This is a genomic window from Streptomyces manipurensis (assembly GCF_049570255.1).
GTDB lineage: Bacteria > Actinomycetota > Actinomycetes > Streptomycetales > Streptomycetaceae > Streptomyces > Streptomyces manipurensis.
The window spans coordinates 1954252-1981101 of sequence record NZ_CP186950.1 but is presented as its reverse complement, the minus strand read 5'-3'; the positions used below and the strand labels follow the sequence as shown (position 1 = coordinate 1981101).

Annotated in this window: 25 protein-coding genes and 1 tRNA gene; 13 read left to right on the top strand and 13 right to left on the bottom strand. The window is 70.9% G+C overall.

The window, feature by feature from the left end; translation table 11 throughout:
* Positions 1-88 precede the first annotated feature (88 nt).
* The 3 genes from ACPU2J_RS09105 to ACPU2J_RS09095 all read right to left on the bottom strand — a co-directional run bounded on the left by ACPU2J_RS09105 (position 89) and on the right by ACPU2J_RS09095 (position 2646).
* Positions 89-682: a TetR/AcrR family transcriptional regulator gene (locus ACPU2J_RS09105; RefSeq protein ID WP_420081114.1), complete on the bottom strand. Its 594-nt coding sequence runs from the start codon at positions 680-682 to the stop codon at positions 89-91.
* A gap of 206 nt (positions 683-888) precedes the next feature.
* The gene (locus tag ACPU2J_RS09100) at positions 889-1584 is read right to left on the bottom strand and encodes an HAD family acid phosphatase (RefSeq protein ID WP_420082465.1); all 696 of its coding nucleotides are present in this window, start codon (positions 1582-1584) and stop codon (positions 889-891) included.
* 138 nt (positions 1585-1722) lie between these two features.
* Positions 1723-2646, bottom strand: coding sequence for a hypothetical protein (locus ACPU2J_RS09095; protein ID WP_423833056.1), 924 nt, complete (start codon positions 2644-2646; stop codon positions 1723-1725).
* 138 nt (positions 2647-2784) lie between these two features.
* On the opposite strand from ACPU2J_RS09095, the gene ACPU2J_RS09090 reads away from it, so the two are divergent.
* Both ACPU2J_RS09090 and ACPU2J_RS09085 read left to right on the top strand, forming a co-directional pair.
* Positions 2785-3558: a S1 family peptidase gene (locus ACPU2J_RS09090; RefSeq protein WP_361591985.1), complete on the top strand. Its 774-nt coding sequence runs from the start codon at positions 2785-2787 to the stop codon at positions 3556-3558.
* A 265-nt stretch (positions 3559-3823) separates the two neighbouring features.
* Positions 3824-4105 carry a hypothetical protein gene (locus tag ACPU2J_RS09085; protein ID WP_420081115.1) on the top strand — a complete coding sequence of 94 codons (282 nt, stop codon included), beginning with the start codon at positions 3824-3826 and terminating at the stop codon, positions 4103-4105.
* Here the strand turns inward: ACPU2J_RS09085 and ACPU2J_RS09080 are convergent.
* The gene (locus ACPU2J_RS09080; protein ID WP_423833055.1) at positions 4018-4791 is read right to left on the bottom strand and encodes a maleylpyruvate isomerase family mycothiol-dependent enzyme; all 774 of its coding nucleotides are present in this window, start codon (positions 4789-4791) and stop codon (positions 4018-4020) included. The two genes, ACPU2J_RS09085 and ACPU2J_RS09080, sit on opposite strands and share 88 nt — an antisense overlap.
* Positions 4792-4956: 165 nt before the next feature.
* Between ACPU2J_RS09080 and ACPU2J_RS09075 the strand changes: the two genes are divergently transcribed.
* The 5 genes from ACPU2J_RS09075 to ACPU2J_RS09055 all read left to right on the top strand — a co-directional run bounded on the left by ACPU2J_RS09075 (position 4957) and on the right by ACPU2J_RS09055 (position 12985).
* Positions 4957-5295, top strand: a complete 339-nt coding sequence (locus ACPU2J_RS09075) for a chorismate mutase (RefSeq protein ID WP_361591977.1) — start codon at positions 4957-4959, stop codon at positions 5293-5295.
* Positions 5296-5327: 32 nt separating this feature from the next.
* Positions 5328-7847: an aminopeptidase N gene (gene pepN / locus ACPU2J_RS09070; RefSeq protein WP_423833054.1), complete on the top strand. Its 2520-nt coding sequence runs from the start codon at positions 5328-5330 to the stop codon at positions 7845-7847.
* A 404-nt stretch (positions 7848-8251) separates the two neighbouring features.
* Complete coding sequence (locus ACPU2J_RS09065; RefSeq protein ID WP_420081119.1) at positions 8252-9634, top strand: pyridoxal phosphate-dependent decarboxylase family protein; 1383 nt, start codon at positions 8252-8254, stop codon at positions 9632-9634.
* Positions 9631-11040: a lysine N(6)-hydroxylase/L-ornithine N(5)-oxygenase family protein gene (locus ACPU2J_RS09060; RefSeq protein ID WP_420081120.1), complete on the top strand. Its 1410-nt coding sequence runs from the start codon at positions 9631-9633 to the stop codon at positions 11038-11040. The genes ACPU2J_RS09065 and ACPU2J_RS09060 overlap by 4 nt, the downstream gene beginning before the upstream one ends.
* A 472-nt stretch (positions 11041-11512) precedes the next feature.
* Positions 11513-12985, top strand: coding sequence for a hypothetical protein (locus ACPU2J_RS09055; protein WP_423833053.1), 1473 nt, complete (start codon positions 11513-11515; stop codon positions 12983-12985).
* An 87-nt stretch (positions 12986-13072) separates the two neighbouring features.
* Here ACPU2J_RS09055 and ACPU2J_RS09050 read toward each other — a convergent pair whose 3' ends face one another.
* Positions 13073-14878, bottom strand: a complete 1806-nt coding sequence (locus tag ACPU2J_RS09050; protein ID WP_423833052.1) for a bifunctional metallophosphatase/5'-nucleotidase — start codon at positions 14876-14878, stop codon at positions 13073-13075.
* Positions 14879-15005: 127 nt separating this feature from the next.
* Here ACPU2J_RS09050 and ACPU2J_RS09045 point away from each other — a divergent pair, with 127 nt between their 5' ends.
* From ACPU2J_RS09045 to ACPU2J_RS09030, 4 genes are all read left to right on the top strand, one after another.
* Complete coding sequence (locus ACPU2J_RS09045) at positions 15006-15710, top strand: SIMPL domain-containing protein (RefSeq protein ID WP_420081122.1); 705 nt, start codon at positions 15006-15008, stop codon at positions 15708-15710.
* Positions 15711-15856: 146 nt separating this feature from the next.
* On the top strand, positions 15857-17284 hold the full coding sequence (gene pyk, locus ACPU2J_RS09040) for a pyruvate kinase (RefSeq protein ID WP_420081123.1): 1428 nt from the start codon (positions 15857-15859) through the stop codon (positions 17282-17284).
* A 109-nt stretch (positions 17285-17393) separates the two neighbouring features.
* Positions 17394-17852 (top strand): MarR family transcriptional regulator, encoded by a 459-nt coding sequence (locus ACPU2J_RS09035; RefSeq protein WP_420081124.1) that lies wholly within the window; start codon positions 17394-17396, stop codon positions 17850-17852.
* Between the two features lie 51 nt (positions 17853-17903).
* A complete protein-coding gene (locus ACPU2J_RS09030; protein WP_420081125.1) occupies positions 17904-18497 on the top strand; it encodes a GNAT family N-acetyltransferase in 594 nt (197 codons plus the stop codon).
* 29 nt (positions 18498-18526) lie between these two features.
* On the opposite strand, the gene ACPU2J_RS09025 is transcribed toward ACPU2J_RS09030, so the two are convergent.
* A complete protein-coding gene (locus tag ACPU2J_RS09025; RefSeq protein ID WP_420081126.1) occupies positions 18527-18841 on the bottom strand; it encodes a DUF6980 family protein in 315 nt (104 codons plus the stop codon).
* A gap of 120 nt (positions 18842-18961) precedes the next feature.
* Here ACPU2J_RS09025 and ACPU2J_RS09020 point away from each other — a divergent pair, with 120 nt between their 5' ends.
* Positions 18962-19255, top strand: a complete 294-nt coding sequence (locus ACPU2J_RS09020; RefSeq protein WP_420081127.1) for a hypothetical protein — start codon at positions 18962-18964, stop codon at positions 19253-19255.
* Between the two features lie 15 nt (positions 19256-19270).
* Here ACPU2J_RS09020 and ACPU2J_RS09015 read toward each other — a convergent pair whose 3' ends face one another.
* Both ACPU2J_RS09015 and ACPU2J_RS09010 read right to left on the bottom strand, forming a co-directional pair.
* Complete coding sequence (locus tag ACPU2J_RS09015; RefSeq protein WP_423833051.1) at positions 19271-20047, bottom strand: helix-turn-helix domain-containing protein; 777 nt, start codon at positions 20045-20047, stop codon at positions 19271-19273.
* 85 nt (positions 20048-20132) lie between these two features.
* Positions 20133-20215, bottom strand: a tRNA-Leu gene (locus tag ACPU2J_RS09010).
* 93 nt (positions 20216-20308) lie between these two features.
* On the opposite strand from ACPU2J_RS09010, the gene ACPU2J_RS09005 reads away from it, so the two are divergent.
* Positions 20309-20962 carry an ANTAR domain-containing response regulator gene (locus ACPU2J_RS09005; protein WP_423833050.1) on the top strand — a complete coding sequence of 218 codons (654 nt, stop codon included), beginning with the start codon at positions 20309-20311 and terminating at the stop codon, positions 20960-20962.
* A gap of 82 nt (positions 20963-21044) precedes the next feature.
* Here the strand turns inward: ACPU2J_RS09005 and ACPU2J_RS09000 are convergent, their stop codons facing one another.
* The 5 genes from ACPU2J_RS09000 to ACPU2J_RS08980 form a co-directional block, all read right to left on the bottom strand.
* Positions 21045-21761, bottom strand: a complete 717-nt coding sequence (locus ACPU2J_RS09000) for an ABC transporter ATP-binding protein (protein WP_389076322.1) — start codon at positions 21759-21761, stop codon at positions 21045-21047.
* Positions 21758-22813: an ABC transporter ATP-binding protein gene (locus tag ACPU2J_RS08995; RefSeq protein WP_423834940.1), complete on the bottom strand. Its 1056-nt coding sequence runs from the start codon at positions 22811-22813 to the stop codon at positions 21758-21760. The genes ACPU2J_RS09000 and ACPU2J_RS08995 overlap by 4 nt, the downstream gene beginning before the upstream one ends.
* Positions 22814-22818: 5 nt before the next feature.
* Positions 22819-24555, bottom strand: coding sequence for a branched-chain amino acid ABC transporter permease (locus ACPU2J_RS08990; protein WP_420082468.1), 1737 nt, complete (start codon positions 24553-24555; stop codon positions 22819-22821).
* 5 nt (positions 24556-24560) lie between these two features.
* Positions 24561-25493 carry a branched-chain amino acid ABC transporter permease gene (locus tag ACPU2J_RS08985; RefSeq protein ID WP_365493886.1) on the bottom strand — a complete coding sequence of 311 codons (933 nt, stop codon included), beginning with the start codon at positions 25491-25493 and terminating at the stop codon, positions 24561-24563.
* Between the two features lie 117 nt (positions 25494-25610).
* A complete protein-coding gene (locus ACPU2J_RS08980) occupies positions 25611-26843 on the bottom strand; it encodes a branched-chain amino acid ABC transporter substrate-binding protein (protein ID WP_399818399.1) in 1233 nt (410 codons plus the stop codon).
* Positions 26844-26850 lie beyond the last annotated feature (7 nt).

Here is a 26850-nt window from a genome sequence, read left to right as displayed (position 1 = left end):
ATCGTTCCAGAATGTGGGCAGGCGCAGCCCGGCCGCGCGAACGGGCGGCGGGGCGGGGGCGGTGCGGGTGCGGTGAGGTGGGGTGCGGTCAGGCGGGCGGGGACAGGCTCGCGAGGGCCTGGTCCACGACCTGGGTCAGATAGGCGCGGCCGGCCGTCCGCTCCATCACGCGCAGCCCCTGCGTCAGGGTGACGAGGAGGCGGGCGGAGGACCGTACGTCGGTGCCGGGTGCCAGCTCGCCGGTCGCGCGGGCCCGCAGCAGCAGGTAGGCGTACGCCTCCTCCAGCGAGCCCAGCGCCCCGCCGAGCCGTTCGGCGGCCTTGGCGTCGCCGGGCAGCCGCTCCAGTACTCCGTGGGTGACCATGCAGCCGCCGCGCAGCGGATCGGCCAGCGCGGATTCGACGTAGGAGAGGAGGAAGGCGCGCAGCACCGGCAGGGCGGGCCCCGCGTCGGACCCGGCGAGGGCCTGCTGGGCCCGGTCGGCCTCGACGGCGCAGTACAGGTCGAGCGCCTTGAGGTAGAGGTCGTGCTTGGAGCCGTAGGCGGCGTACATGCTGGAGCGGTTGACGCCCAGCGCGTCCACCAGGTCCTGCACCGAGGTGGCCTCGTACCCCTGGCGGCGGAACAGCTCCATGGCGGCCACCAGGGCGGTCTGCGGGTCGAACTCCTTGGATCGTGCCATGGGGGCGACCCTACCCCATTCCCAACCGGTCGTTCCAGAAAGGCGGAACGGGTGGAACCGGGCCGGGAACGAAGGCGGGCCCGGCCCCCTGGCGAGGGGTCGGGCCCGAGTCTTCGGTGGTGCGTTGGGATAGGACTACCCGCTACGGCCGCCCGCTGAACCGCGCGGGGCGCTCCGGTTGTGCGGAGAAATCGTGGAGGTGGGGATCAGGACAACTTGCCCCCGTAGTCCGGCAGCTTGACGGTGCGTTCGGCGTGACCGCCGACCAGGTCGGTCGGGCTGTTGCCGATGTTGGCGATGATCGTGTAGCCCCGGGCCTCGATCTCGGCGCGCTTGCTCGTCTTGTACTCGCTCACCTCGTCGAAGAGGTCCGGCAGGCTGCGGACGTAGAGCCCCGACACCGGGTAGCCGACGGCCTTGAGGTTGTACTCGGTGAGCGACTCGATGATCCCGGGCCGGGCGGTCACGAAGAAGATCGCGACACCGCGCGCGTGTGCGTACTGGGTCAGCGCGCGGACCTTGGAGATCGCCGGCGTCGGATACGTCCAGAACCAGTGGAAGTCCGTCTCCAGCGAGGTGTTGTCGATGTCGAGCACCAGTGCGGGCTTCTCCCCGGCCGGGGAGGCGGCGATGCGCTGTTCGATGGCCGGGCGGGCCGCGTCGACGATGGCGGCGACCTCGCGCTGCCAGGTGCCGTAGTCGATGCCGAGGATCGCCGCGTTGCCACCGGGTGCGGAGGTGGACGCGGCCGCGGAGACGGGAGCCGGTGCCGCCGCGGAGACCGGCGCCGGGGCGGCGGCGGGCGCGGCCTGTGCGGCGGTGGCCGGAACGAGGGTCAGGACGGCGGCCGCGGCGGCCAGGCCGGCGGCGGCGGTACGGGACGTGCGAGTGCGGCGGGACATGCGCATGGGGGGCGGCTCCTCGGTCACGAATTGGCATGGACGTGACCAGAGTTGGCGAGAACTCCTCCAGTGTCTACTGGCCGGTAGGAAACTTTTTGTGGCCGGCCGGTGAATGATCTTGGGTCGTGCCCGTCCACCTCAGGTGTCGCATTCCAGTACGGTCCCGCACAGCCCGCAACGCGCCCGCAACGGCCCGCGCACCGGCACCCGCAGCCGCTGCTCGCACACCGGGCAGGGGAATCCCACCCGTAGCCCGCCGTCCGTCCCGCCCCGCTCGAAGCGGTACTCCGCCCCGCCCGCCGCAGGGACCCCCGCGCCGGCCGCCGCCGCGCGCCGCGCCTTCGCGTAGCGCCGCCGCGTCATCGGGCCGGCCGCGGCCAGGGGTGCCCGGCGCAGGTCCCGGGCGGCCAGGGCGCTTCCGGTCGTGTACGCCTCGTACGCCCGGGGGCTGGTGAACCAGGGGGAGGGGTCCTCGCCGAACAGTGCCGCGCGCTTGGCGAGGACGTAGCCGAACTCCTCGGGGGTGAGGTAGCCGAACTTCTGGTGGGTGAGCGCGTCCTCGCGGTAGGCGTCGAGGAGCAGCCGGCCCGCGCCGAGGTAGACGGCGGCCGTGTCGGTGAGGATCTCGTTGTCGGCGGTGTCCGGGAACTCCAGGCCGAGCCGGTGCAGCAGGACGTGCGCGACCTCGTGGGACAGCGCGGCCGGGAGGTCCCGCCGATGGGTCCGGAAGCGGTCGTCGACCTCGACGAAGTACTCGGGCCCGGCGGCCGGTTCGACCGTCGCGGCCTGTTCCGTCGGGCGGAAGGCCACCACCGTGCGGGCGTCGGGCAGTCGCAGCGCGCGCACCATGGCGGAGGCCACCCGGTGGGCGCCCGGGTGCAGGTCTTCGGCCGCGTCGAAGGCGGCCTCGGCGGGGGAGACGCTCGTGGCGTAGGCGCGGACGCCGTCCGCCGTCAGCCGGCGGAAGAGGGCGGTGATCGAGGCGCGCACGACGGGGAGGTGCGGAAATCCGTGCTCGATCCGTCCGGGCGGGCCGCCGTTGTGCTCCATCGGGTCCTCCATACAGCAATCCCTTTCGTGGAGAAGGGAGTTGGCCGAAAGTGGGTTCTTGATGTGCGTCACATCCCTGATGTGTCATGGACCCGTCATTCCCCGATGACACGCACGGCCCAACCCCCCACGAAAGGCAGTGTGTTGACCATGAGCACCCTTGTGCGATTCATGAAGCGCAGCCTCGCCGTCGGCGCCGTCGCCCTCGCCGCCGTCAGCCTCCAGCCCGGCACCGCCAGCGCCGGCCCCGCGCCGGTCGTCGGCGGCGTCCGCGCCGCCCAGGGCGAGTTCCCCTTCATGGTGCGCCTCTCCATGGGCTGCGGCGGCGCCCTCTACACCCAGCAGATCGTCCTCACCGCCGCCCACTGCGTCAGCGCCTCCGGCAACAACACCTCCATCACCGCCACCGCCGGAGTCGTCGACCTCAACAGCTCCAGCGCCATCAAGGTCAAGTCCACCAAGGTCCTGCGCGCCCCCGGCTACAACGGCACGGGCAAGGACTGGGCCCTCATCAAACTCGCCAAGCCCATCAACCTGCCCACCCTCAAGATCGCCGAGACCAAGGCCTACGACAACGGCACCTTCACCGTCGCCGGCTGGGGCGCCACCCGCGAGGGCGGCGGCCAGCAGCGCTACCTGATGAAGGCCACCGTCCCCTTCGTCTCCGACGCAGCCTGCAACGCCGCCTACAGCGACCTCGTACCCGGCGAGGAGATCTGCGCCGGCTACATCGACCAGGGCGGCGTCGACACCTGCCAGGGCGACTCCGGCGGCCCCATGTTCCGCCGCGACAACGCCGGAGCCTGGATCCAGGTCGGCATCGTCAGCTGGGGCATCGGCTGCGCCCGCCCCGACTACCCGGGCGTCTACACCGAGGTCTCCACCTTCGCCGCACAGATCAAGAGCGCGGCGGCCACCCTGTAACCCGCACCACCCGCACCACCTGTCCCCTTCGTCCCGGCCCGGCACCGGCCGGGACGAAGGGGACACCGCCACCGCAGCCGCCGCCGGGGGACCCGACACCCCCCGGGCGGCGCGCCGTGCGGTTGCGGCCCGCCACACCCGCCGGTGCCACGTCACCGGCATCGTCGTCGAGGCCCGCGCCGCCCGCTTCACCAAGGTCACCGCCGACCACGCCGCCGAGATCTTCGGCCGCATCGAAACCGCCGGGGACGAAGCCCTCGCCTCCATGCGGCGCCTCGTCAAGGTCCTGCGCGACGACACCGGCACCGCGCCCGCCACCCCGTCCGCCCCCGCCGTACCGGCCTCCACCACCCCCGTCGCCGGGCTCGCCGAGATCCGCGAGCTCACCGAACGCTCCTCCCGCACCGGACCGCCCGTACTGCTCACCGTCGAGAGCGGACTCGAAGAACGCCACGGCGCCTACGCGTTCGGGTCCCACTCCGCGAGCTGCTCCATCGGCCCGGTGTCCCCGGTGTTCTCCAGGGCGTCCATCGGCAGGCGCGCGTAGAAGTACAGGACCAGGTCGCTCGCGGTGCCCCGCATCACCAGGTCACCCGGCTCCGCGCCCCCCGCCAGACCGTCGCAGCGGACACCGCCGGCGTCGAGCGTCAAGCGCCAGGAACGGCCCTCGGCAGCGTGCAGGTCGATGGTCGCCGGCTCGAACGGCCAGGGGACCGACGTCGCCGCCACGGTCGTCAGGAACGCCTCGACACCGTCCACGGCGACCTCCGCCGGCAGTGCCTGCGCGGCGCCCCCGGCGAGCTGCACGTCGTAGGTGTGGACGGCGAGCTCCTGCACCTGGTGCCGGGCCACGGCCCCACTGGTCTGCGGGGCCTGCGAACGGCCCCACCAGGTCCAGCAGCCGCGGTCCGGCCCCGCCTCGCGCAGCGCACCGAGCATCGACTCCGTCGACGCGGCGAGCCAGGCGTCCAGGGCCCCGCGGTCGCGGGGCGCCGTCGGCGCACCCTTCGGGTCCGTCCGCGCCGGGGGCTCGGCGCCCGGACCCGCCGTGACGACGGCCGCCTGACGGCGACGGCCGTCACCCAGGTGCTGCGCCAGCTCGCGCAGCGTCCAGTCCGGACACGTCGGCACCCGGACGTCGAGGTCGGGCGCGGACGCGAGCGCGGCGCGGAACGCGCCCGAACGCTCTTCGATCAGCCGCAGGACATCGGGAAACTGCAAGACCTTTTGCACCGCGGTTGTCTACCACGGAGCCCCGGCCACCGGACAGCGAATTAGTCGTACGAACGCCTCGGCGGCCCCTCCGGGCATCCGCCCACCGGCCCGCCGCACCCGACCCGTCTCACCCACCGACAGCCCTGCGACCAGCCGCCCCACCTCCACGTATTCTCGGGAACCATGAACACCAGCGACCTCGACAACGGCAACGGCAACGCGGGCATCGACGAGAACGTCACCGCCGAGCTCGCCCGCCTCCGCGACAGCATCGACAACATCGACGCGGCCGTCGTCCACATGCTCGCCGAACGCTTCAAGTGCACCCAGCAGGTCGGCCATCTCAAGGCCCGCCACCAGCTGCCCCCCGCGGACCCGGGCCGCGAGGCCAGCCAGATCGCCCGACTCCGCCAGCTCGCCGAGAACGCCAAACTCGACCCCGCCTTCGCCGAGAAGCTCCTCAACTTCATCATCGCCGAGGTCATCCGCCACCACGAGACGATCGCCGCGGGCGAAGAGTAGAAGCTCGGGGTCCGGCCGCCCCCTGCGGCAGCATGGGCCCCATGTCCGCACTGACGCGCACCGAAGCGCAGCTCCGAGCCCAGCTCCTCGACGTCCACCACTACGCCGTCACCCTCGACCTCACCGGCGGCGACGACACCTTCGGCTCCACCACCGCCATCCGGTTCACGGCCCTCACCGCCGGCGACACCTTCATCGAGCTGAAGCCCCAGGAACTGCGCTCCGCCACCCTCGACGGCAACCCCCTCGACGTGGCGGCACTCGACGACAACCGTCTCCCGCTCACCGGCCTCACCCAGGGCCCCCACGAACTGCACCTCGACACCCGGATGCGCTACTCCCGCACCGGCGAGGGCCTGCACCGCTTCACCGACCCCGCCGACGGACACACCTACGTCTACAGCCAGATGTTCCTCGACGACGTCCAGCGGGTCTTCCCGGCCTTCGACCAGCCCGACCTCAAGGCCGTCTTCGAATTCACCGTCACCGCCCCCGCCCACTGGACCGTCCTCGCCAACGGCGTCACCACCCGCCTCGCCGACCGCGACACGGACGGCGCCGGCATCTGGCAGTCCGCCCCCACCCCCCTCATCTCCACCTACCTCGCCGCCGTCGCCGCCGGCCCCTGGCACAGCGTCACCACCGAACACGCCGGACTGCCCTTCGGCATCCACTGCCGCCAGTCCCTCGCCCCGTACATGGACGCCGACGCCGACGAGATCCTCTCCCTCACCACAGCCTGCTTCGACCGCTACCAGGTCAAATTCACCGAGCCCTACCCCTTCGACTCCTACGACCAGGCCTTCGTACCCGAGTTCAACGCCGGCGCCATGGAGAACCCCGGCCTCGTCACCTTCCGCGACGAGTTCATCTACCGCTCCGCCGTCACCGACACCGAACGCCAGTCCCGCGCCATGGTCATCGCCCACGAGATGGCCCACATGTGGTTCGGCGACCTCGTCACCCTCGCCTGGTTCGACGACATCTGGCTCAACGAGTCCTTCGCCGAATACATGGGCTACCAGACCCTCACCGAAGCCACCCGCTTCACCGACACCTGGACCGACTTCGGCGTCACCCGCAAGCCCTGGGGCTACGACGCCGACCAGCGCCCCTCCACCCACCCCGTCGCCCCCGCCCCCGACGACGTCCCCGACACCGCCTCCGCCCTCCTCAACTTCGACGGCATCTCCTACGCCAAGGGCGCCTCCGCCCTCCGCCAGCTCGTCGCCTGGCTCGGCGAGAAGGACTTCCTGGCCGGCATCAACACCCACTTCGCCCGCCACAAGTTCGCCAACGCCTCCCTCGCCGACTTCATCGACTCCCTCGCCACCCACACCGACCGCGACGTCCGCGCCTGGGCCGCCGCCTGGCTGCGCACCACCGGCATCGACACCCTCACCCCGCGCATCGAGGACCCGGAAGGCACCAACGGCTGGACCCTCACCATCGACCACGACGGCAGCCGCCCCCACCACATCGCCGTCGGCGTCTACGACCGCGACCCCGTCGACGGCCGCATCCTCGAACTGCGCGAACTCCTCGACCTCGACGTCCCCTCCGGCGAGGTCATCTCCGCCGACGGCACCCGCCCCGCACTGCTCCTCCTCAACGACGCCGACCTCACCTACGCCAAGATCCGCCTCGACGAGACCTCCCTCGCCACCGTCCTCGACGGCCTCTCCGGCATCCCCGAGGCCCTCACCCGCGCCGTCGTCTGGAACGCCCTGCGCGACATGGTCCGCGACGGCGAACTCGCCCCGCAGGACTACCTGGCCACCGCCGCCGCCCACCTCCCCGCCGAACACGACCTCGCCATCGTCCAGGGCGTCCTCGCCTTCGCCCGCACCCAGATCGCCGACCACTACGTCGCCCCCGAGGACCGGCCCGAGGCACTGGCCACCCTCACCAGCATCGCCCGCGACCTGCTCCGACGCACCGAGGACGGCTCCGAACCGGGCATGCGGCTCACCGCCGTACGCACCCTCGTCGGCAGCGCCACCCAGCCCGACACCCTCACCGGCTGGCTCGCCGACGACACCGTCCCCGGCGGCCCCTCCCTCGACCCCGAACTGCGCTGGCGCATCCTCGCCCGCCTCGCCGTCCTCGGCGCCGTCGGCGAAACCGAGATCGACGCCGCCCTCGAAGCCGACCCCAGCGCCACCGGCCAGGAAGGCGCCGCCCGCTGCCGCGCCTCCCTCCCCACCCCCGAGGCCAAGGCCGCCGCCTGGGACCGCCTCTTCAACGACGACAGCCTCTCCAACTACCTCTTCAGCGCCACCGCCCAAGGCTTCTGGCAGCCCGAACAGACCGAACTCCTCCAGGACTACGTGACCCGCTTCTACCCCGAAGCGGTCGCCCTCGCCGCCCGCCGCGGCCCCGCCATCGGCGAGGCCGCGGGCCGCCACGCCTTCCCCGCCCACGCCGTCGACGAGGACAACCTCAAGGCCGGCCAGGCCTGCCTGGCCGACCCCGCCGTCATCCCCCTCCTGCGCCGCAAGCTCGTCGACCAACTGGACGACCTCACCCGAGCCCTCCGCGTCCGCAACTGACCGAAGCCTCCGCGACCCGGCCCCCCTCCGCCTCCCAGGACGGCGGGCCGGTACGGGCCGCCCCCAGCGGGTGACGGACCTAGCGGGCCGGCACGGGGCCGTCCCCGGCGGGTGACGGACGGCGCGCGGGCCGGTGACGGGGGCGGGGTGGGGTGCTGTCCAGGACGCAGAACGTGATGTGTTGGCGCGGCAGGAGCCCGCCTGGGCACATGGACCTGGGGCGCCATGAATCATGCAGTCCAGGACGGCACCCCGCCCCGCCCCCGGCGCCGGCCCCACCCCCGCACCCCACCCCCCACCCTCCGATCCGGACAAACCCCGGCGGTTACCCCATTCGGGTCTGATCGTTGTACGGGCAAGGTGCCCCACACCGCACGGCACCCCGCCAGCCCCCGGAGGTCCCGTTGACAGCGCCGCACGGCCACCCGCTCGCCGGCGGAGCCACCGGCCCCGAGGCCCTGCGCCCCCTCCTCGACACCGCCCTCGACGCCCTCCGCACCGGCACCACCGCCCGCCACGGCCCCCTCCCCGCCGGCGGCCCCGACACCGTCACCGCCCGCGTCCGGACCGCCCTCGGCGACATCCTCCCCGACCACGGCACCGGCGACCACGAAGCCCTGCGCACCCTCGTCCACACCCTCGCCGCCGGCGCCGCCGACCCCGCGGACCCCCTCTGCGCCGCCCACCTGCACTGCCCCCCGCTGGCCGTCGCCGCCGCCGCAGACCTCGCCGCGGCCGCCCTCAACCCCTCCCTCGACTCCTGGGACCAGGCCCCCGCCGCCTCCGCGATCGAGGCCCTCCTCACCCGCACCCTCGCCGCCGAGTTCTACGACACCCCCCACCCCGACGCCCTCGTCACCACCGGCGGCACCGAAGCCAACCAGCTCGCCCTCCTCCTCGCCCGCGAACGCCACGGCCCGCACCTCACCGTCCTGCACGGAGCCAACGCCCACCATTCCGTGCCCCGCGCCGCCTGGCTCCTCGGCCTGCCCCCGGCCACCGAACTCCCCACACCCGCCGGGGTCCTCGACCCCGAACGTCTCGCCGAGGCCCTCGCCGCCACCCCCGGCCCCACCCTCGTCACCGCCACCGCCGGCACGACCGACGCAGGCCTCATCGACCCGCTCCCCGCCATCGCCGACCTCTGCGAGCACCACGGCGCCGACCTCCACCTCGACGCCGCCTACGGCGGCCTCCTCGCCCTCAGCCCCCGCCACCGCCACCACCTCGACGGACTCGGCCGCGCCCACTCCCTCACCGTCGACCTGCACAAACTCGGCTGGCAGCCCGTCGCCGCAGGACTCCTCGCCGTCCCCGACACCGCCCTGCTCGCCCCCCTCGCCCACCAGGCCGACTACCTCAACGCCACCGACGACACCGAAGCCGGCCTGCCCGACCTCCTCGGCCGCTCCCTGCGCACCACCCGCAGACCCGACGCCCTCAAGATCGCCACCACCCTGCGCGCCCTCGGCCGCGACGGCCTCACCGACCTCATCGACCGCACCTGCGCCCTCGCCCGGCACCTCGCCCGCCGCCTCGACGCCCACCCCGGCTTCGAACTCCACTCGGCCCCCACCCTCACCACCGTCCTCTTCCGGCCCACCCACGCCACCGACGAGGACCTCGCCACCCTGCGCCGCACCCTCCTCCACCAAGGCCGCGCCGTCCTCGGCCGCACCCACGCCGACGGCCGCCTGTGGCTCAAAGCCACCCTGCTCAACCCGCACACCACGGCGGGAGACCTGGACACCCTCATCGCCCTCCTGGAAGGCAGCACCCACCGATGACCGCCCACCTCGATGCGCCCCACGACCTCGTCGGAATCGGCATCGGCCCCTCCAACCTGTCCCTCGCCGCCCTCGCCCACGGCCTCCCCCGGCAAGGAGCGGGGGAACTCGGCACCGCCTTCTACGAGCGGCGCCGCGACTTCCGCTGGCACCCCGGACTCCTCATCGACGGCGCCACCCTCCAGGTCCCCTTCCTCGCCGACCTCGTCACCCTCGCCGACCCCGCCAGCCCCTGGAGCTTCCTCAGCTACCTCAAGCAACAGGAACGTCTCTTCCCGTTCTACTTCGCCGAGCAGTTCCACATCCACCGCGCCGAATACGACGCCTACTGCCGCTGGGTCGCCGACCGCATCCCCGGACTCCACTTCGGCCACCAGGTCGACGCCGTCCGCTGGAACCCCGAACGCGACGTCTTCGAAGTCGACTTCACCCAGCTCGACACCACCGGAGAGGCCCAGGCCCTCGGCCGCACCCACACCCGCCACCTCGTCCTCGGCATCGGCACCGCCCCCTACGTCCCCGAACCCCTGCGCCCCCTCGCCGAAACCCCCACCGTCCCCGTCATCCACTCCGCCGACTACCTCGACCACCGCCGCCGCATCCTCGGCGCCGAGCACATCACCGTCATCGGCTCGGGACAGTCAGGCGCCGAGGTCTTCCTCGACCTCCTCCGCGCCCGCCCCGCCGGCCGCGAACGCCTCACCTGGCTCGCCCGCACCCCCTCCTTCGCCCCCATGGAGTACTCCAAGCTCGGCCTCGAACACTTCACCCCCGACTACACCCGCTACTTCCACTCCCTCCCCGAACCCGTCCGCGACCGGCTCGTCCCCGCCCAGTGGCAACTCCACAAGGGCATCGACGCCGCCACCATCGCCGCCATCCACGACGAGCTCTACCGCCGCAGCCTCCACGGCACCTGGCCCGACACCGTCCTCACCCCCGGAGTCACCGTCCGCACCGCCGGACGCATCGCCACCACCCAGGTCGAGCTCCACCTCGAACACACCGAGCAGGGCACCCGCTCCCGCCTCACCACCGACGCCGTCGTCCTCGCCACCGGCTACCGCGAACGCCCCCTCGGCAACCTCCTCGCAGGACTCGACCCCTACCTGCGCAAGGACTCCTCCGGCCGCCCCCGCATCGACGACCGCCACCGTATGGTCCTCGACCCCTCCGTCACCGGCAGCGTCTTCGTCCAGAACGGCGAACGACACACCCACGGCGTCGGAGCCCCCGACCTCGGCCTCGCCGCCTGGCGCAGCGCCGCCATCCTCAACACCCTCACCGGCAAGGAGCCCTACCCCCAGCCCCTCCGCACGGCCTTCACCACCTTCGGCCTCGAACAGCGCACCCACCCCCGCCCCCGCCCCGCCGGCGAACTCCGCCCCCTCGTCGACCACCCCTGAACCACAACGGCCCGCACCCGGGCCCACAACGGGCCCCAAGCCCGGCCCGGAACGGGCCCCCACACCCGGCCCCGGAACGGGCCCCCACAGCTGGCCCACAACGGGGGCCCTACGCCCGGCCGATGACGGGCCCCTACGCCCGGCCCACGACGGGCCCCGCAACGGGCCCTAAGCCCGGCCGACGACGGCCCCCACGACGGGCCCCAAGCCCAGCCCACGAGACGGGCCCCGCAACGAGCCCCACGCCCGGCCCCCGCAACGGGCCCCACACTCGGCCCACAACGGACCCGACAACGGGGGCCAACGCCCGGCCCCCCACTACGGGCTCCCGCCCGGCCCCACGCCCCGGCCCCCACAACGGCCCCCACCCCGGGGCTCCCGACCGGCCCCGCAACGAGCCCCACACCCGGCCCCGCCCCGGGGCCACACCCCCCACGCCCCGCCTCCCCGCACCGGCACTATCGTCGCCGTCATGCAGCGCAGCAGTACCGACGGGGTCACCGTCCTGTGGCAGACCGCCCCCGCCCCCGGTCCCCTCACCGCCGTCCTCTCCTTCGGCACCGGGGTGCGGGACGAAACTGCCCCCACCCTCGGCGTCACCCGCCTCGTCGAAGCCCTCGCCATGACCCGGGTCGGCAACCGCCCGCACGAGTTCGGCAGCACCGTCGGCGAGGAGACGACCCACTTCATCGCCACGGGATCCCCCGACGACATCACCGGCTTCCTCCACGCCGTCTGCAGCGCCCTCGGCGACCTCCCCCTGCACGACACCGCGCACACCACCCGCCTCCTCGGCATCCACGCCCCCCTGACCTGCGACCACCGCGGCTCCGCCCCCCTCGACGCCCGCTACGGACCCCACGGCCTCGGCCTCCTCGCCCACCAGGGCCCCGAGACCTACGCCCGGCTCCGCCCCGACACCGCCCGCACCCACGCCGCCACCCACTTCACCCGCGGCAACGCCGTCCTCACCCTCGACGGCCCCCCGCCCGCCGGCCTCACCCTCCCGCTGCCCGACGGACCCCGCCCCCACCGGCCCGCCCCCCGCCTGCGCGCCGGCACCGCCGGAACCTGGCAGCAACGCCAGATCGACACCGTCTCCCTCCTGCTCACCTCGCACGCCCACGAACCCGCCGCCGACGCCGCAGCCCACGTCCTCGGCCGGCGCGTCGAGCAGAACACCCACCACACCCGCGGCATCACCGACGAACCCACCCACCACCGCTTCCTATGCGACCGCCTCACCCTCGACCGCGTCCTGGCCCTCCACCCCGCCGACGGCCACGCCGAAGAAGCCGCCGAGATCCTCTGGAACGAAGCCCTCGACCTCGCCCGGCGCGGCCCCACCCCCGAAGAGCTCGCCGCCTTCACCGCCCACGCCCGCGACCTGTACGACTGCCACCACAGCCACTGGACCACCCTCCACCGCGCCTTCACCGCCGAACACTTCGGCATCCCCCACCACGACGCCCGCACCCTCCTCGCCCAGCACACCGCCGTCACCGCACAGGACGTCACCCACTACCTCCGCCGCACCCTCCCCGAAGCCGTCCTCGTCGTCCCCCTCGACGCCGCCCCCCGCCCGGCCACCCTCCACGGCACCCCCCTGCCCAGCTCCACCTGCTGGCGCTTCCACAGCCGGCACTCACCGACGCCCGGCACCCGCTTCCGCCCGAACCCCCTCCGCCGCGCCACCACCCCCCGCCACGAACGCGCCGAGTACGTCCTCACCTCCTGGGGCCTCGTCGCCCGCGACGCCCAGGACGAACACCCCCTCCGCTTCGACGAGATCGCCCTCATGCGCCACGACGGCGCCGGCCGCATCGTCCTCGCCGGCTGCGGCTGCACCCAGCACGTCCACCCCGACCAGGTCGCCCGCGGCGAACGGCTCATCGCCGCCCTCGACGCCGCCGTCCCCCCGCACCTCGTCCACACCGGCCCCTGACACGCCGAAGGGGCCGGAGCCCGCCACCGCGGACCCCGGCCCCTCCCACACCACCCGGCCCGGAACACCGGGCCCGGAACACCCGGCCTAGAACACCGGAACACCCGCACGCGTCAGCCGCCAGTCCACCGCGGCGAACTGCGCCGGATCCACCGTCCCCTTCGCCTTCACCCACTGGATGATCGTGTTGCGGATCTCGTCCGAATTCGCCCACAGCTGCCTGGCCTGCGGAACGTGCGGGAAGTTGCCGCCACCCGAAGCCCGGTAGTTGTTCACCGCCAGCACGAACTGCGCCGCCGGATCCACCGGCTTCCCCTGGAACGACAGCCCCGTGATCCGCGCCCCGGCCGGCTGCGCGATGTCGATGTCGTACGAGAACCCGTACACCGCGTCGTAGTTGTAGTCCGGAATCCCCTCCGCATTCGTCAGCTTCGCCGGATCGACCGCGTCACCCGACGCCGTCCGCACGAAGTACCGCGCCGAGAACTCCAGGTACTCCTTCAGCTGCGCACCGGTCAGCAGCCGCGCCTCAAGGGTGTTCTCGAACGGGTACAGACCCGCCGCGTCCCGGATCGTCACCTTCCCCGCCGGTATCGCCGCCGTACGCGAGAAACACGACGCCTGCGACAGCACCGGCAGCGCCGCCCACTCCGTACCCGCCAGAGCGGCCTTCACCGTCTCCGCCTGGACGTGGTTGATCAGATCGATGATCGCCACGTCCTTCACCGGGCCCTCCGCCGACGACATCGCCTGCGTCGAGGTGCCGATCACCTGGTTCACGTACGCCACGACCTTGCGGTGCTCGTCCGACAGCAGCCGCGTGATCTTCGCGTCCTCCGCCACCGTGTTGGAGTTCAGCACCTTCGCCGCGACCTTCGCCACCGACCAGCGGCCCTTCTCCCACGTCAGCTCGAAGTCGAACAGCGTCAGCCGCTGCCCCCACTTCAACGGCTCCGACAGCACCACGTCCTTGCCGGTCGCCCGGTTCTTCACCCGGTACTCCGGGATCTCCGTGTGCGCGTGCCCCACCAGGATCGCGTCGATCCCCGGCACCTGCTCCGCCACCAGCGCCGCCGCGTTCTCCACGTGCGGCAGCTGGTCCCCGTACGACGACGTACCGCTCGACCCCGAGTGCGCCGACACGATCACCACGTCCGCACCCATCGAACGCAGCCGCGGCACATACTTCGCCGCCTGCTCCTCCAGCCCCGGGAACGTCATCTTCCCCTGCACGTTCGCCTTGTCCCACAACGCGATGCCCGGGTTCGTCAGCCCCAGCACCGCCACCTTCACGTCCCGGCCGCAGGGCGTGCGCAGCCTGTGCATGCTGTACGGCGCGAACGCCGGCCGCAGCGTCTTCGCATCCAGCGCGTTCGCCCCCAGCAACGGGAAGTCGCACTGCTCCTCGAACTTCCGCAGCACCGGAATGCCGTAATTGAACTCGTGGTTCCCCAGCGCCGCCGCGTCATAGCCGATCGCGTTCATCGCCTGCGCCATCGGGTGCACCGGACCACGCCGCGCCGTGATCGGATCCACCTTCGCGTAGTAGTACGACAGCTGCGTCCCCTGGATGGTGTCACCCGCGTCGATCAGCAGCGTGTTGCGGCGCCCCTTCTCCGCCCGCACCTGCTCCACCAGCGTGGAGATCTTCGCCAGGCCGACGTCGTTGTGCGCCTTGTCGTCGAACTCCTTGTCCGTGAAGTAGTCCCAGTTGAAGACGTTCCCGTGCAGATCGGTCGTCCCCATCACCGTGAACGCGTACGTCCGCGGCTTCCTCCGCTCCGCGTCCTGCGGTCCGGCAGCCGCCGCCGGGGTGCTCGTGGCCCCCGTCAGCGCCACGGCCGCACCGGTCACGGCCGTGGTCCCCATGAAAGTCCTGCGGTCGAACGCCATGCCATCTCCCTTTCGAGGCCTGAACAACGCGCGTAGATTCTGACCCACCGGTAACAAGCCGCAACACCCCCGCCAGGTTTCGATCCGATGACCGCACCCATCCGAGCAACAGTGCGACAGTGAATCCATGACCCAGGACGCATCGCAGCACCAGCCCTACGGAACGCCCGAAGTCCCCCGCGTCGCAGTCCGCGGCGAAGCCCGCCTCGAAGTCGACCCCGAGATCGCCCGCATCGGCATCACCGTCGGAGCCCGCGGCACCGACCGCCGCACCGCCCTCGACGACCTCACCCGACGCAACAACGCAGCCCTCGACCTCATCAAGAGCTACGGCGACGCCGTCGAAAAACTCGAAACCGGCTCCTTCTCCATCACCCCCGAACTCACCCGCCACGGCCGCGCCGAACGCGTCCGCGCCTACACCGGCCGCGTCCACATCACCGCCGAACTCGCCGACTTCACCGCCCTCGGCGAACTCACCACCCGCCTCGCCGACCTCGAACTCACCCAGGTCGACGGCCCCTGGTGGGCCCTGCGCCCCACCTCGCCCGCCCACGGCCAAGCCCGCCGCCAAGCCGTCCTCGAAGCCGTCCAGCGCGCCCGCGAATACGCCGACGCCCTCGGCGCCACCCTCGCCGCCCTCGTCGAACTCGCCGACCTCGACGCCGACAACGCAGGCCCCCTCGGCTCCCCGGCCGGCTCCGGAATGCGCACCATGGCCTTCGGCGCCACCGAGGACACCGGCCCCGCGCCACTGGACCTCGAACCCCAGCGCCAGACCGTCCACGCGAACGTCAACGCCCGCTTCACCATGACCCCTCCACGGCTCTGAGAAACCGCGGAAAAAGCCTCCGGGGGGTGCTCATCAGAGCACCCCCACGCACATTCAACAGTTGTCAACAACCCTTCGCCCAAAGGTTGTTGATAGGACACCCGGAAGCGATTACCTACCCGTTGGTAGGGGAATAGGCTCGCCCCATGCGCCGAGCGAAAATCGTATGCACCCTGGGCCCCGCCACCGACTCGTACGACCAGATCAAAGCCCTGGTCGAAGCCGGAATGGACATCGCCCGCCTCAACCTCAGCCACGGCACCTACGCCGAACACGAGGAGCGCTACCAGCGCGTACGCAAGGCCTCCGACGAGACCGGCCGCAGCGTCGGCATCCTCGCCGACCTTCAAGGCCCGAAGATCCGCCTCGGACGCTTCCACGAAGGACCCGTACTCCTTGAACGCGGAGACGAATTCACCATCACCGTCGAAGACCACCACGGCGACCGCCACACCTGCGGCACCACCTACAAAGGACTCGCCACAGACGTCACCCCCGGCGAACGCATCCTCGTCGACGACGGCCGCGTCACCCTCGAAGTCACCACCGTCGACGGCCCCCGCGTCCACACCCGCGTCATCGAAGGCGGCATGGTCTCCGACCACAAAGGCCTCAACCTCCCCGGCGTAGCCGTCTCCGTCCCCGCCCTCTCCGACAAGGACATCGAAGACCTCCGCTGGGCCCTGCGCACCGGCGCCGACGTCATCGCCCTCTCCTTCGTCCGCAGCGGCCGCGACATCGAAGACGTCCACCGCATCATGGACGAGGAAGGCCGCCGCCTCCCCGTCATCGCCAAAATCGAAAAGCCCCAGGCCGTCGACACCATCGACGAGATCGTCGCCGCCTTCGACGGCATCATGGTCGCCCGCGGCGACCTCGGCGTCGAAATGCCCCTGGAACAGGTCCCCATCGTCCAGAAGCGCGCCATCAAACTCGCCAAGCGCAACGCCAAACCCGTCATCGTCGCCACCCAGATGCTCGACTCGATGATCGACAACTCCCGCCCCACCCGCGCCGAAGCCTCCGACGTCGCCAACGCCGTCATCGACGGCACCGACGCCGTCATGCTCTCCGGCGAAACCAGCGTCGGCAAATACCCCGTCGAAACCGTCGCCACCATGTCCCGCATCGTCGAAGCCGCCGAAGAAGACATCCTCGCCAAGGGCCTCCCACCCCTCACCGACCGCAACAAGCCCCGCACCCAAGGCGGAGCCGTCGCCCGCGCAGCCGCCGAAATGGGCGACTTCCTCGACGCCAAATTCCTCGTCGCCTTCACCCAGAGCGGCGACACCGTCCGACGACTCTCCCGCTACCGCAGCCCCATCCCCCTCCTCGCCTTCACCCCCGACCCCGCCACCCGCTCCCAGCTCAACCTCACCTGGGGCGTCGAAACCTTCCTCGGCCCCCACGTCGACTCCACCGACGCCATGGTCGCCCAGGTCGAAGAAGAACTCCTGCGCATCGGCCGCTGCGTCCCCGGCGACACCGTCGTCATCACCGCCGGCTCACCCCCCGGCGTCAGCGGATCCACCAACCTCGTCCGCATCCACCACATCGGCGACCCCGTACGCTGACCCCCCTCATGCCACCCCACCGCGCCGGCCACCCCGGCGCGGTGCGGACCCCCACCCCACGGACCCCGCCCCTTGACCCCAAGCCCACTTGAGGTCCTACGGTCACACCATGACCACCACCCGGCAGTACTCCCAGGAGCAGCTCGCCGCCCAGCCCATCGGCCACTGGAGCCGCACCGCCGCAGACCTCGTCATCGGCGGCCTGCGCAGCGCCCTCGCCGAAGAGAACCTCACCCAACCCCACTGGTGGACCCTCAACCACCTCGCCGGCGCCCCGAACCGATGGACCCGACCCGCCCTCACCGCCAAGCTCGCCCCCTACGACGAACAGCACACCGACTTCGAAGCCGTCTACGCCGACCTCACCGCCCGCGGCTGGATCACCGAGACCGCCGACCACCTCGCACTGACGGAGGCGGGCGAGGCAGGCCGCCTCCGCGCCCGCGACCGCAACGCCAAGGTCCACGCCCGCATCAGGAACGGCATCGACGACACCGCATACGCGGCCACCATCGACGTACTGCGCCGCATCGTCGCCAACCTCGGCGGCGACGGCGACCTCCCCTGACCACCGGAAAAGGGCTGGCGACCGGCCCGGCCGCCGCGTAGGAAGAGCGCCATGAGCACCCCCCTACGGACCTTCGTCCGCACCTCACTCGACCTCGGCGACGTGCAGCTCCACCCCTGGGGCCGCGAACCGGCCGGACCGGAACGCCTCGACGCCCTCGTCGCCGCCGCGGCCGACCCGACGATCGCCCTCTGGAACCCCCTCCCGACGGCCGACCCCCAAACCGCCCAGGCCTGGCTCGAAGCCCGCGAGGACGGCTGGAACCGCGGCGCCGGCGCCGCCTTCGCCGCCCTGGACACCACCCACGGCACCCTGCTCGGCACCGTCAACCTCCGCTGGACCGACCGGGCCGACGGCCAGGCCATGATCGGCTACTGGTTCCTGCCCGAAGCCCGCGGACGCGGCCTCGCCACCCGGACCACCCGGGCCGTCACCACCTGGGGCTTCCGCACCGCCGACGCACGCCGCATCGAACTCGCTCACGCCACCGGCAACGACGCCTCCTGCCGCGTCGCCCTACGCTGCGGATACCTCCCCGAAGGCACCCTGCGCGCCTCCCACCTCTTCGGCGACGGCCGCCACCACGACGAACACCTCCACGCCCGCCTCACCACCGACCCGGAACCGGGCCCCCGAGGCGGGTAGCGGAAGCGGTCCGAGAGACAGCCGACGCGTCAGTCCCGGGGCAGGGCGGCCAGCCAGCGGCCGTCCTCGAACTCAGCGGGCACCTCGTCCTCCCACGGATCGATCCCACGGCGTTCCAGCTCGTCGAACCATCGGTCCCGCCGCGATGCCGGGAGGCGCCGACCGCACCAGGGGCAAAAACCGATGATCCTGCTGGACGTACCGCCGTCGTGGATGATCAGCCCGTACTCCTGGAACTTGGCACTGAAACCGATCAGCGCGTCCGGGCACGCGAAGGGGTCGTCGTGCTGCTCGCAGCGCACGCTCAGACAGCGGCTCATCGCCTCGCAGCAGTGGGTGGTCATGACCCCGGCCTCTCGTTGATCGGCACTGTGCCCAGCAGTAGATCACGGCCTACGGGATCCTGTTGGCCACGCCCAGAACCCTCAGCCGCCGGCGGCGCCGTCCCCTACAGTGCCGAAGGTATGACAGCACTCGCATCCTTCACCTTCGTGCGCCACCTCGATGGGCTCCGCCACCACTTCGAGCGCGACGGCGAGCGCAACGGCCGCCCCGCCTATCGCCGAACGGACGGAAACGTGTCGTGCGTCTGGTCGCCGACCGACGGCTGGCACTGCGAAATCGCTGACGGGCTCGTCACCGCGCATCCCCTCGACAGCCCCGGTGACGAACCCGAACCCCCGGCCACCGTGTGGCGCAGCTTCAAGAACGACCGCTCCTACCTCTACGACCTCCGGCCCACAGCCCCTGAAGCATGATCTGCCGGACAGCGCCTAGTACTTCGGCCCGATGTGGGCGTCCATGAGGGCGACGGAGTCCTTTCGGGCGATGGAGACGTTCAAGGGGTCGCTGCCACGGGCCAGGACCGTCCACTCGACGCCGAGCGCGGTGAGCGTGTCGGTGCAGAGCCTGCGGATGTCGTCGGACTTGTTGGTGAAGAAGTACCGCGGGTACTCGTAGCGCTTGCCGTTGCGGACGGTCCAGTTGGTGACCCGGCACCCGTCGGAGTGGATCAGCCCACGGACGAACGCCCACGGGTGGGTGTCGACGATCTCCTGCTGCCAGTTCTCGAGGACGATCCGCCGCTCGTGCTTCTTCCCGGGCCCGTGCTGCGGGAACAGGCATTCCAGGTGCTTCGAGTACACCTTGATGTTGTGGCAGCCGATTTTGCGCACGCGGCAGACTTGGTTTTGCGGGAAGGTGCGCCGCACGGCCTGTTCGGCGCATTCCATGAGGCCGGGCCAGCGATCGTCGCAGGTGATCATGAGGTTGGGGACCCGGTGCCCCGAGTAGTGGCTTATGTGGCCGTCGCCGAGGTAGAGGCCGAGCAGGTATGAGTAGGCCTGCTCGTCCAGTGCCCTCCCGTCGCACCGTGGGCAAGCCGGATCGTGCGTCCCGGGGCACTCGCCCCGCTTGGCCCTGTCCATGTGCTTCCAGTAGCTCACGGTGCCCACGGGGACACCGAGCTGACGTGAGACGTCGGAGTTTCTCGCGCCACCGCGCAGCAGCGAAAGGGCCGTTCGTCGTATCTCAACGCTATGCAACTTCATGCAGCAACTGTGCGTGTGCATGCGTGGCTGTGAGTAGCGAAAAGCGGACGTTCACGCGAAGGTGAACGTCCGCTTTTCGGACAAGTACCGGGTGCGGGATTCGAACCCGCACGTCCTTTCGGACAGATGTGTTTGAGACATCAGCGTCTGCCATTCCGCCAACCCGGCTAGGTCGCTGGTCGGAGTGTACCGGGTGACCATCACGTACTGCAGCTAGGTAGGCTCATCCTGAGCAGCAGAGCCCCGCCAAAGGAGCCCCCCGTGACCGCCGAGCACGAGTCGACGCCCACGCCCGACGCCGACCAGTCGCACGTTCCGCCGCTGACGACCCGGGTCGTCATCGCCGAGGACGAGGCGCTCATCCGTCTCGACCTGAAAGAGATGCTCGAGGAGGAGGGCTACACCGTGGTCGGCGAGGCCGGCGACGGGCAGACGGCCGTGGAGCTGGCCCGTGAGCACCGCCCCGACCTGGTCATCCTCGACGTGAAGATGCCCGTTCTGGACGGGATCTCCGCCGCCGAGAAGATCGCGCAGGAGTCCATCGCCCCGGTCCTGATGCTGACGGCGTTCTCGCAGCGCGACCTCGTCGAGCGGGCGCGTGACGCCGGCGCCATGGCGTACCTCGTGAAGCCGTTCAGCAAGAGCGACGTGGTGCCGGCCATCGAGATGGCCGTGTCCCGCTTCGCTGAGCTGCGTGCGCTGGAGAAGGAGGTCGCCGACCTCTCCCAGCGGCTGGAGACACGCAAGCTGGTCGACCGGGCGAAGAGCATCCTGCAGACGCAGTACGGGCTGACCGAGCCGGCCGCGTTCCGCTGGATCCAGAAGTCCTCCATGGACCGCCGGATGTCGATGCAGCAGGTCGCCGAGGTGGTCATCGAGGACGCCGAGGCGAAGCAGAAGGAGAGCGGGAAGTAGTTCCCGCTCCGGGCGCTCCGCCGCTCCGGGACATGCGTGAGGCCCGCCTCCCCCCGAGGGGAGGCGGGCCTCACGCGTGGTGTCAGTCCTCGCCGAGGTAGGCCTTGCGGACGTCCTCGTTGTGGAGGAGGTCCTGGCCGGTGCCCGAGAGGACGATCTTGCCGATCTCCATGACGTGCGCCTGGTCGGCGAGGGAGAGCGCCGCCTGGGCGTTCTGCTCGACGAGCAGGATCGTCATGCCCGAGGCCTTGAGCTCGGAGATGGTCGACATGATCTTCTGCATCATCAGCGGGGAGAGACCCATGGAGGGCTCGTCCAGCATGAGGAGCTTGGGCTGGCACATGAGCGCGCGGCCCATGGCGAGCATCTGCTGCTCACCGCCCGAGAGGGTGCCGGCGGCCTGCTTGCGACGCTCGCCCAGGATGGGGAAGAGGTCGTAGGCGCGCTGGATGTCCTTCTCGATGCCGTCCTTGTCGGTGCGGAGGAACGCGCCGAGCTGGAGGTTCTCCTCGATCGTCAGCCGGGGGAAGATGTGGCGGCCCTCGGGGGAGTGCGCCAGCTTCAGGGCGACGATCTTGTGGGCGGGGACGCCGACCAGGGGCTGGCCGTCGAAGGTGACGCTGCCCGCGGTGGGCTTCAGGAGCCCGGAGAGGGTGCGCAGGGTGGTGGTCTTGCCGGCGCCGTTGGTGCCGACGAGGCAGACGATCTCGCCCTGGTTGACCTCGAAGGAGATTCCCTTGACGGCTTCGATCTTGCCGTAGGCGACCTTGAGGTCCTCGACCTTGAGCAGTGCGGTCACTTGGCCTCTCCTTCCGTGCTGGTGGTGCCGGTGGTGCTGTTCGCGTCGGCGTCGGCGTCCGTGTCCGCGGCGGGGGCGTCGTCCGGCTCGGCCGCGGGGGCCTCGTCGTCCGCGGCTTCCGCCTCGGGGGTCGCCTCGGCCTCGGCCTCGGCCGGGGCTGCGGGCTCCGGCTCGGCGGCCGGCTTCGCCTCGGCCTCGGCGTGGGCCTCGGCGGCCTCGACCTCGGCGATCTCGGCCGCGCCCGGCTCGCCCTCGAAGGGGGTGCCGAGGTAGGCCGCGATGACGCGCTCGTCGCCCTGGACTTCGGAGGCGGTGCCTTCGATGAGCTTCTCGCCCTGGACGAGACAGGCGACGCGGTCGCACAGGTTGAAGATGAAGCGCATGTCGTGCTCGATGACGAGTACGGCGATGCCCATGTCCCGGATCGCGAAGATGAGCTCTTCGGCGGCGCGGGTCTCCTGCGGGTTCATGCCGGCGGTGGGCTCGTCCAGGAGGATGAGGCCGGGGTCGCTGGCGAGGGCGCGGGCGATCTCCAGCTTGCGCTGTTCGCCGTAGGGGAGGTTCTTCGCGAGGTGGTCGGCCTTGTGCTCCAGGCCGATGAACTCGAGGAGTTCCATGGCGCGTGCCTCGCTGGCGGCTTCGGCCTTCTTGAAGCCGGGGCCGCGCAGCAGGGCGGACCAGAGGCCTTCCTTGGTGCGGGTGTGGCGTCCGACGAGGACGTTCTCCAGCACGGTCATGTTGTGGAAGAGCCGGATGTTCTGGAAGGTGCGGGCGATGCCGGCCTCGGTGACCCGGTGGGGCTTGGGCGGGAGGATCTTGCCCTTGTAGCTGACGGAGCCCTCGGTGGGGACGTACAGGCCGGTGAGGCAGTTGAAGAAGGTGGTCTTGCCGGCGCCGTTGGGGCCGATGAGTCCGACGATCTCGCCCGCGTTGACCTGGAGGTCGACGCCCTTGACGGCGGTGAGGCCGCCGAAGCGCATGGTGACGCCCTTGGCTTCGAGGACCGTGGTCTTCGTGGTGGTCGTGGTGGTGGTGTCCGTGGTGGTCGTCATGTCGTTCACGCCCCCGCCTTGGCGGTGGCCAGGTCCTTGGGGGCCTGGTCAGCGGTGTCGTCGTGGAACTCGAGCTGCGCGCGCTTGTTGGCGATGAGGCCTTCAGGGCGGAAGCGCATGAGCAGGATGAGGGCGATGCCGAAGGCGAGGAGCTGGTAGTCCTGGAGGAAGGCCAGCTTCGCCGGGATCAGGAAGAGGAGTGCGGCGCCGAGGATGGGGCCGCGGATGGTGCCCATGCCGCCGAGGATGACGGCGGCGAGGAGGAACGCGGAGTTCGGCGGGACGGGCCCGGCGAAGACGTAGTTCTCGGGGACGACCGTGGTGTTGACGTGTGCCTGGACGGTGCCGGCGAGGCCGGCGAGGGTGGCGCCGAGGGCGAAGGCGATGAGCTTGACCTTGAAGCCGTTGATGCCCATGGCTTCGGCGGCGGTCTCGTCCTCGCGGATGGCGACCCAGGCGCGTCCGATGCGGCTGTTGCCGGCGCGGGCGAAGACCAGGACGACCAGGGCCATCACCAGCAGCATCAGGAAGTAGTAGTTGGCGTAGGCGCCGAGTTCGATGCCGGCGACGATGTGGGACTCGCCGAAGTTCCACCCGAAGATCTCGAGGTGGGGGATGTTCGGGATGCCGTTCGGGCCGTTGGTGATGTCGGGGCCGGAGGTGCCGTCGAGGTTGCCCATGGCGATGCGGAAGATTTCTCCGAAGCCGAGGGTGACGATGGCGAGGTAGTCGCCGCGCAGGCGGAGGGTCGGTGCACCGATGACCACGCCGAAGACGAGGGAGACGATGGCGCCGACGATGACCGCCGCCCAGAAGGGGAGGTGGATGCCGAAGGCGGAGGCGGTGCTGCCGGAGACCAGGGCGGCGGCGTAGGCGCCGACGCCGAGGAAGGCGACGTATCCGAGGTCGAGGAGGCCGGCGAGGCCGACGACGATGTTCAGGCCGAGGGCGACGGTCGCGAAGATCAGGATGTTGACCGCGATCAGCGTGTAGGTGTCGCCGCTCTGCTGGATGAACGGGAAGGCGATCGCGGCGGCCGCGGTGCCGAGGAGGGTGACCTGGCGGTTCTTCGCGGTGAGCACCGAGAAGCGGGCGAGGAGGCCCGACTTGTTGAGTGCGAGGGCCGCGAGGCCGACGGTGATCAGGTAGGCGACGAAGAGCTGCGGTTCCTTGTCGTCGGTGTCGATGCCGAAGGTGACGACGAAGAGGCCGAGGGCGAAGACGCCGGTGATGATGAGGATTTCGGCCCAGTTGGGCAGCGTGCTCTTGGCCGGGGTGAACTTGCGGCTGTCGTCGGGGAGCTTGTACGCGGCGAGGGCCGGGACGAGGGAGCCGACGAGGGCGACGTAGGCGCCGGGTTCGAGGTTGACGATGCCGCCGAGGACGACGGTGATCGCGATGACCGTGAACCAGGTGGCGGCCGCGTTGCCGAGGGCGAGGAACCAGACGGCCTTGCGGGAGCCGGCGGGGGTGAGCCAGGTGAAGCCCTTGACGCCCAGTGCGGCGAGCGCGTGGACGAGGGTGAGGGCGGCGCCGGCCAGGGTGACGTACTGGAGGTCGGCGGGGCTGCCGTAGAAGGTGAGGTCGCCGGGGAAGTCGGCGGTCCACGTCCAGGCGAGGAAGGCGCTGACGATGGTGAGGAGGCTGCCGCCGATGATCGCGTAGAGGAGCGCGGTGGGGGCGGGCGTCGTCTGCGCGGTCTGGGTGGGCGTCTGCGTCTGCGGGGTGGTGTTGGTGGTCATGGTTCTCACGCCCGATCCGTGACGCGCTGGCCGAGCAGGCCTTGGGGCCGCACGAGGAGGACGACGATGAGGAGTACGAAGGCCCAGACGTTGGACCAGGCTCCGCCGCCGAGCTGCTGCATGCCGGGGATCTCTTCGATGTAGGCGATCGAGAGGGCTTCGGCGAGTCCGAGGACCACGCCGCCGACCATGGCTCCGTAGATGTTGCCGATGCCGCCGAGGACGGCTGCGGTGAAGGCCTTGAGGCCGAGGATGAAGCCCATCTCGAAGTTGATCTGGCCCTTGTCGACGCCGTAGGCGACGGCTGCGACGGCGGCGAACGCGGCACCGATGGCGAAGGCCATGACGATGATGCGGTCGGTGTTGATGCCCATCAGCTTGGCGGTGTCGGGGTCCTGCGCGGTGGCCTGCATGGCGCGTCCGCTGCGGCTCTTCTGGACGAAGACGCCGAGGGCGAGCATGCAGAGGGGGGCGAGGATGAGGACGAAGAGGTCCGCGCGCTGGATGGCGAGGCTGTCGCTGATCTTGAAGGCCGGGCCCGTGAACTCGGGGAAGCTGACTGCCTTCTTGGCGTCCGGGTAGAACTGCCAGACGAGCTGCTGGAGCGCGATCGAGAGGCCGATTGCGGTGATGAGGGGTGCGAGCCTGGGGGCGCTGCGCAGGGGGCGGTAGGCGAAGCGTTCGGCTGCGCATGCCACGGCGACGGAGCAGATGGCGCCGCCGACGATCATGACGGGTATCGCGATCAGCAGGGTGGTGCCGGTCGGGAGGATGGCGTAGGCGGTGAGCGCGCCGAAGCCGCCGATCATGAAGATCTCGCCGTGGGCGAAGTTGATGAGCTGGACGATGCCGTAGACCATGGTGTACCCGATGGCGATGAGGCCATAGAGAGCACCGAGGGCCAGGCCGTTGGCCAGCTGTTGCGGCAGTTCGTGCACCGCAGGGCCTCCGATGAGCGTGTCGGATAAGACTCCGCGCGAGGGCACTGTTTGCGCCCTCGCGCGGCGATGGTTCAGGTGTTGCGGGTGTTACGGATGGTGCTGGGTGCTACGGGCTTACTGGTTGAAGGTGTCGCTCTTGACGTCGACCCACTTGCCACCCTCGACCTTGTAGACCGTGAGCTGCTTGTTGGTGGTGTCGCCGTACTGGTCGAAGGCGACCTTGCCGGTCACGCCCTCGAAGGAGACCTTGCCGAGGGCCTCGACGACCTTGGCGCGGGCGTCGTCGGGGAGCTTGCCGCTGTTGGCGGCGGCGACGGCCTTGACGGCCTGGATGACGGCCCAGCCGGCGTCGTAGGAGTAGCCACCGTAGGCGGCGTACGGGTCCTTGTAGCCCTCGGCCTTGTAGTCCTCGATGAACTTCTTGGCGGTGTCCAGCTTCTCGACCGGGTAGCCGATGGAGGTGGAGAGGTCGCCCTCGTTGGCCTCACCGGAGGCGCTGATGAAGGCGGGGTCCTGGATGCCGTCGCCGCCCATGAGCGGGACGTTGGCGCCGGTCTTCTTGATCTGGTCGGCGAGCAGGCCGCCCTCGGGGTACTGGCCGCCGAAGTAGACGGAGTCGGCGCCGGAGGACTTGACCTTGTCGGCGGTGGAGGAGAAGTCGGTCTCCTTCACGGTGACGTGGTCGGTGCCGACGATCTCGCCGCCGAGCTTCTTGAACTCTTCGGAGAAGATGGCGGCGAGGCCGGCGCCGTAGGTCTGCTTGTCGTCGACGACGAAGACCTTCTTCTTGCCGGCGTCCTTGAAGAGGTACTGGGCGGCGAACTTGCCCTGGACCACGTCGGTGGCGGCGGTGCGGAAGTAGGTGTCGAAGGGGCGCTTGAACTCGCCCTTGCCCCAGTTGTCGCCCTGGCTGAGCGCGGGGTTGGTGTTGGCGGGGGAGACCTGCGCCAGCTTGGCGGAGGCGAAGACGCCCTGCATCTGCTGGGCGACGCCCGAGTTCAGGGGGCCGACGACGCCGAGGACGTCCTTGTTGCCGACGAGCTTGGTGGCGTTGGCCTGGCCGGAGGCCGGGACGGCCTGGTCGTCGAGGGCCTCGACCTTGAACTCGATGCCCGGGACCTCGTTGTTCTTGTTGGCCGTCTTGGCCGCGAGGTCGACGGAGTTCTTGATGCCCTGACCGAGAGCGGAGAGGGATCCGGTGAGCGGGGCGTCGACGCCGATGACGACGACGGTCTTCTTGCCGCCGCTGTTGTCCTTGGAGCCTCCGTCGCGCGATCCGCAAGCGGTGAGGGTCAGTGCTCCCGTGGTGATCACGGTGGTGAGGATGAGCAAAGAACGGTGTCGCACGATTCTT

Coding starts and splice junctions, on each gene's coding strand:
- pepN (WP_423833054.1), top strand. CDS start 5,328: ATGGGCCCCATGTCCGCACTGACGCGCACCGAAGCGCAGCTCCGAGCC.
- ACPU2J_RS09045 (WP_420081122.1), top strand. CDS start 15,006: ATGACCCAGGACGCATCGCAGCACCAGCCCTACGGAACGCCCGAAGTC.
- ACPU2J_RS09085 (WP_420081115.1), top strand. CDS start 3,824: ATGCGGCGCCTCGTCAAGGTCCTGCGCGACGACACCGGCACCGCGCCC.
- ACPU2J_RS09075 (WP_361591977.1), top strand. CDS start 4,957: ATGAACACCAGCGACCTCGACAACGGCAACGGCAACGCGGGCATCGAC.
- ACPU2J_RS08995 (WP_423834940.1), bottom strand. CDS start 22,813: ATGACGACCACCACGGACACCACCACCACGACCACCACGAAGACCACG.
- ACPU2J_RS09020 (WP_420081127.1), top strand. CDS start 18,962: ATGACAGCACTCGCATCCTTCACCTTCGTGCGCCACCTCGATGGGCTC.
- ACPU2J_RS09105 (WP_420081114.1), bottom strand. CDS start 682: ATGGCACGATCCAAGGAGTTCGACCCGCAGACCGCCCTGGTGGCCGCC.
- ACPU2J_RS09050 (WP_423833052.1), bottom strand. CDS start 14,878: ATGGCGTTCGACCGCAGGACTTTCATGGGGACCACGGCCGTGACCGGT.
- ACPU2J_RS09090 (WP_361591985.1), top strand. CDS start 2,785: ATGAGCACCCTTGTGCGATTCATGAAGCGCAGCCTCGCCGTCGGCGCC.
- ACPU2J_RS09060 (WP_420081120.1), top strand. CDS start 9,631: ATGACCGCCCACCTCGATGCGCCCCACGACCTCGTCGGAATCGGCATC.
- pyk (WP_420081123.1), top strand. CDS start 15,857: ATGCGCCGAGCGAAAATCGTATGCACCCTGGGCCCCGCCACCGACTCG.
- ACPU2J_RS09015 (WP_423833051.1), bottom strand. CDS start 20,047: ATGAAGTTGCATAGCGTTGAGATACGACGAACGGCCCTTTCGCTGCTG.
- ACPU2J_RS09055 (WP_423833053.1), top strand. CDS start 11,513: ATGCAGCGCAGCAGTACCGACGGGGTCACCGTCCTGTGGCAGACCGCC.
- ACPU2J_RS08990 (WP_420082468.1), bottom strand. CDS start 24,555: ATGACCACCAACACCACCCCGCAGACGCAGACGCCCACCCAGACCGCG.
- ACPU2J_RS09030 (WP_420081125.1), top strand. CDS start 17,904: ATGAGCACCCCCCTACGGACCTTCGTCCGCACCTCACTCGACCTCGGC.
- ACPU2J_RS09100 (WP_420082465.1), bottom strand. CDS start 1,584: ATGTCCCGCCGCACTCGCACGTCCCGTACCGCCGCCGCCGGCCTGGCC.
- ACPU2J_RS09095 (WP_423833056.1), bottom strand. CDS start 2,646: ATGGAGGACCCGATGGAGCACAACGGCGGCCCGCCCGGACGGATCGAG.
- ACPU2J_RS09035 (WP_420081124.1), top strand. CDS start 17,394: ATGACCACCACCCGGCAGTACTCCCAGGAGCAGCTCGCCGCCCAGCCC.
- ACPU2J_RS09025 (WP_420081126.1), bottom strand. CDS start 18,841: ATGACCACCCACTGCTGCGAGGCGATGAGCCGCTGTCTGAGCGTGCGC.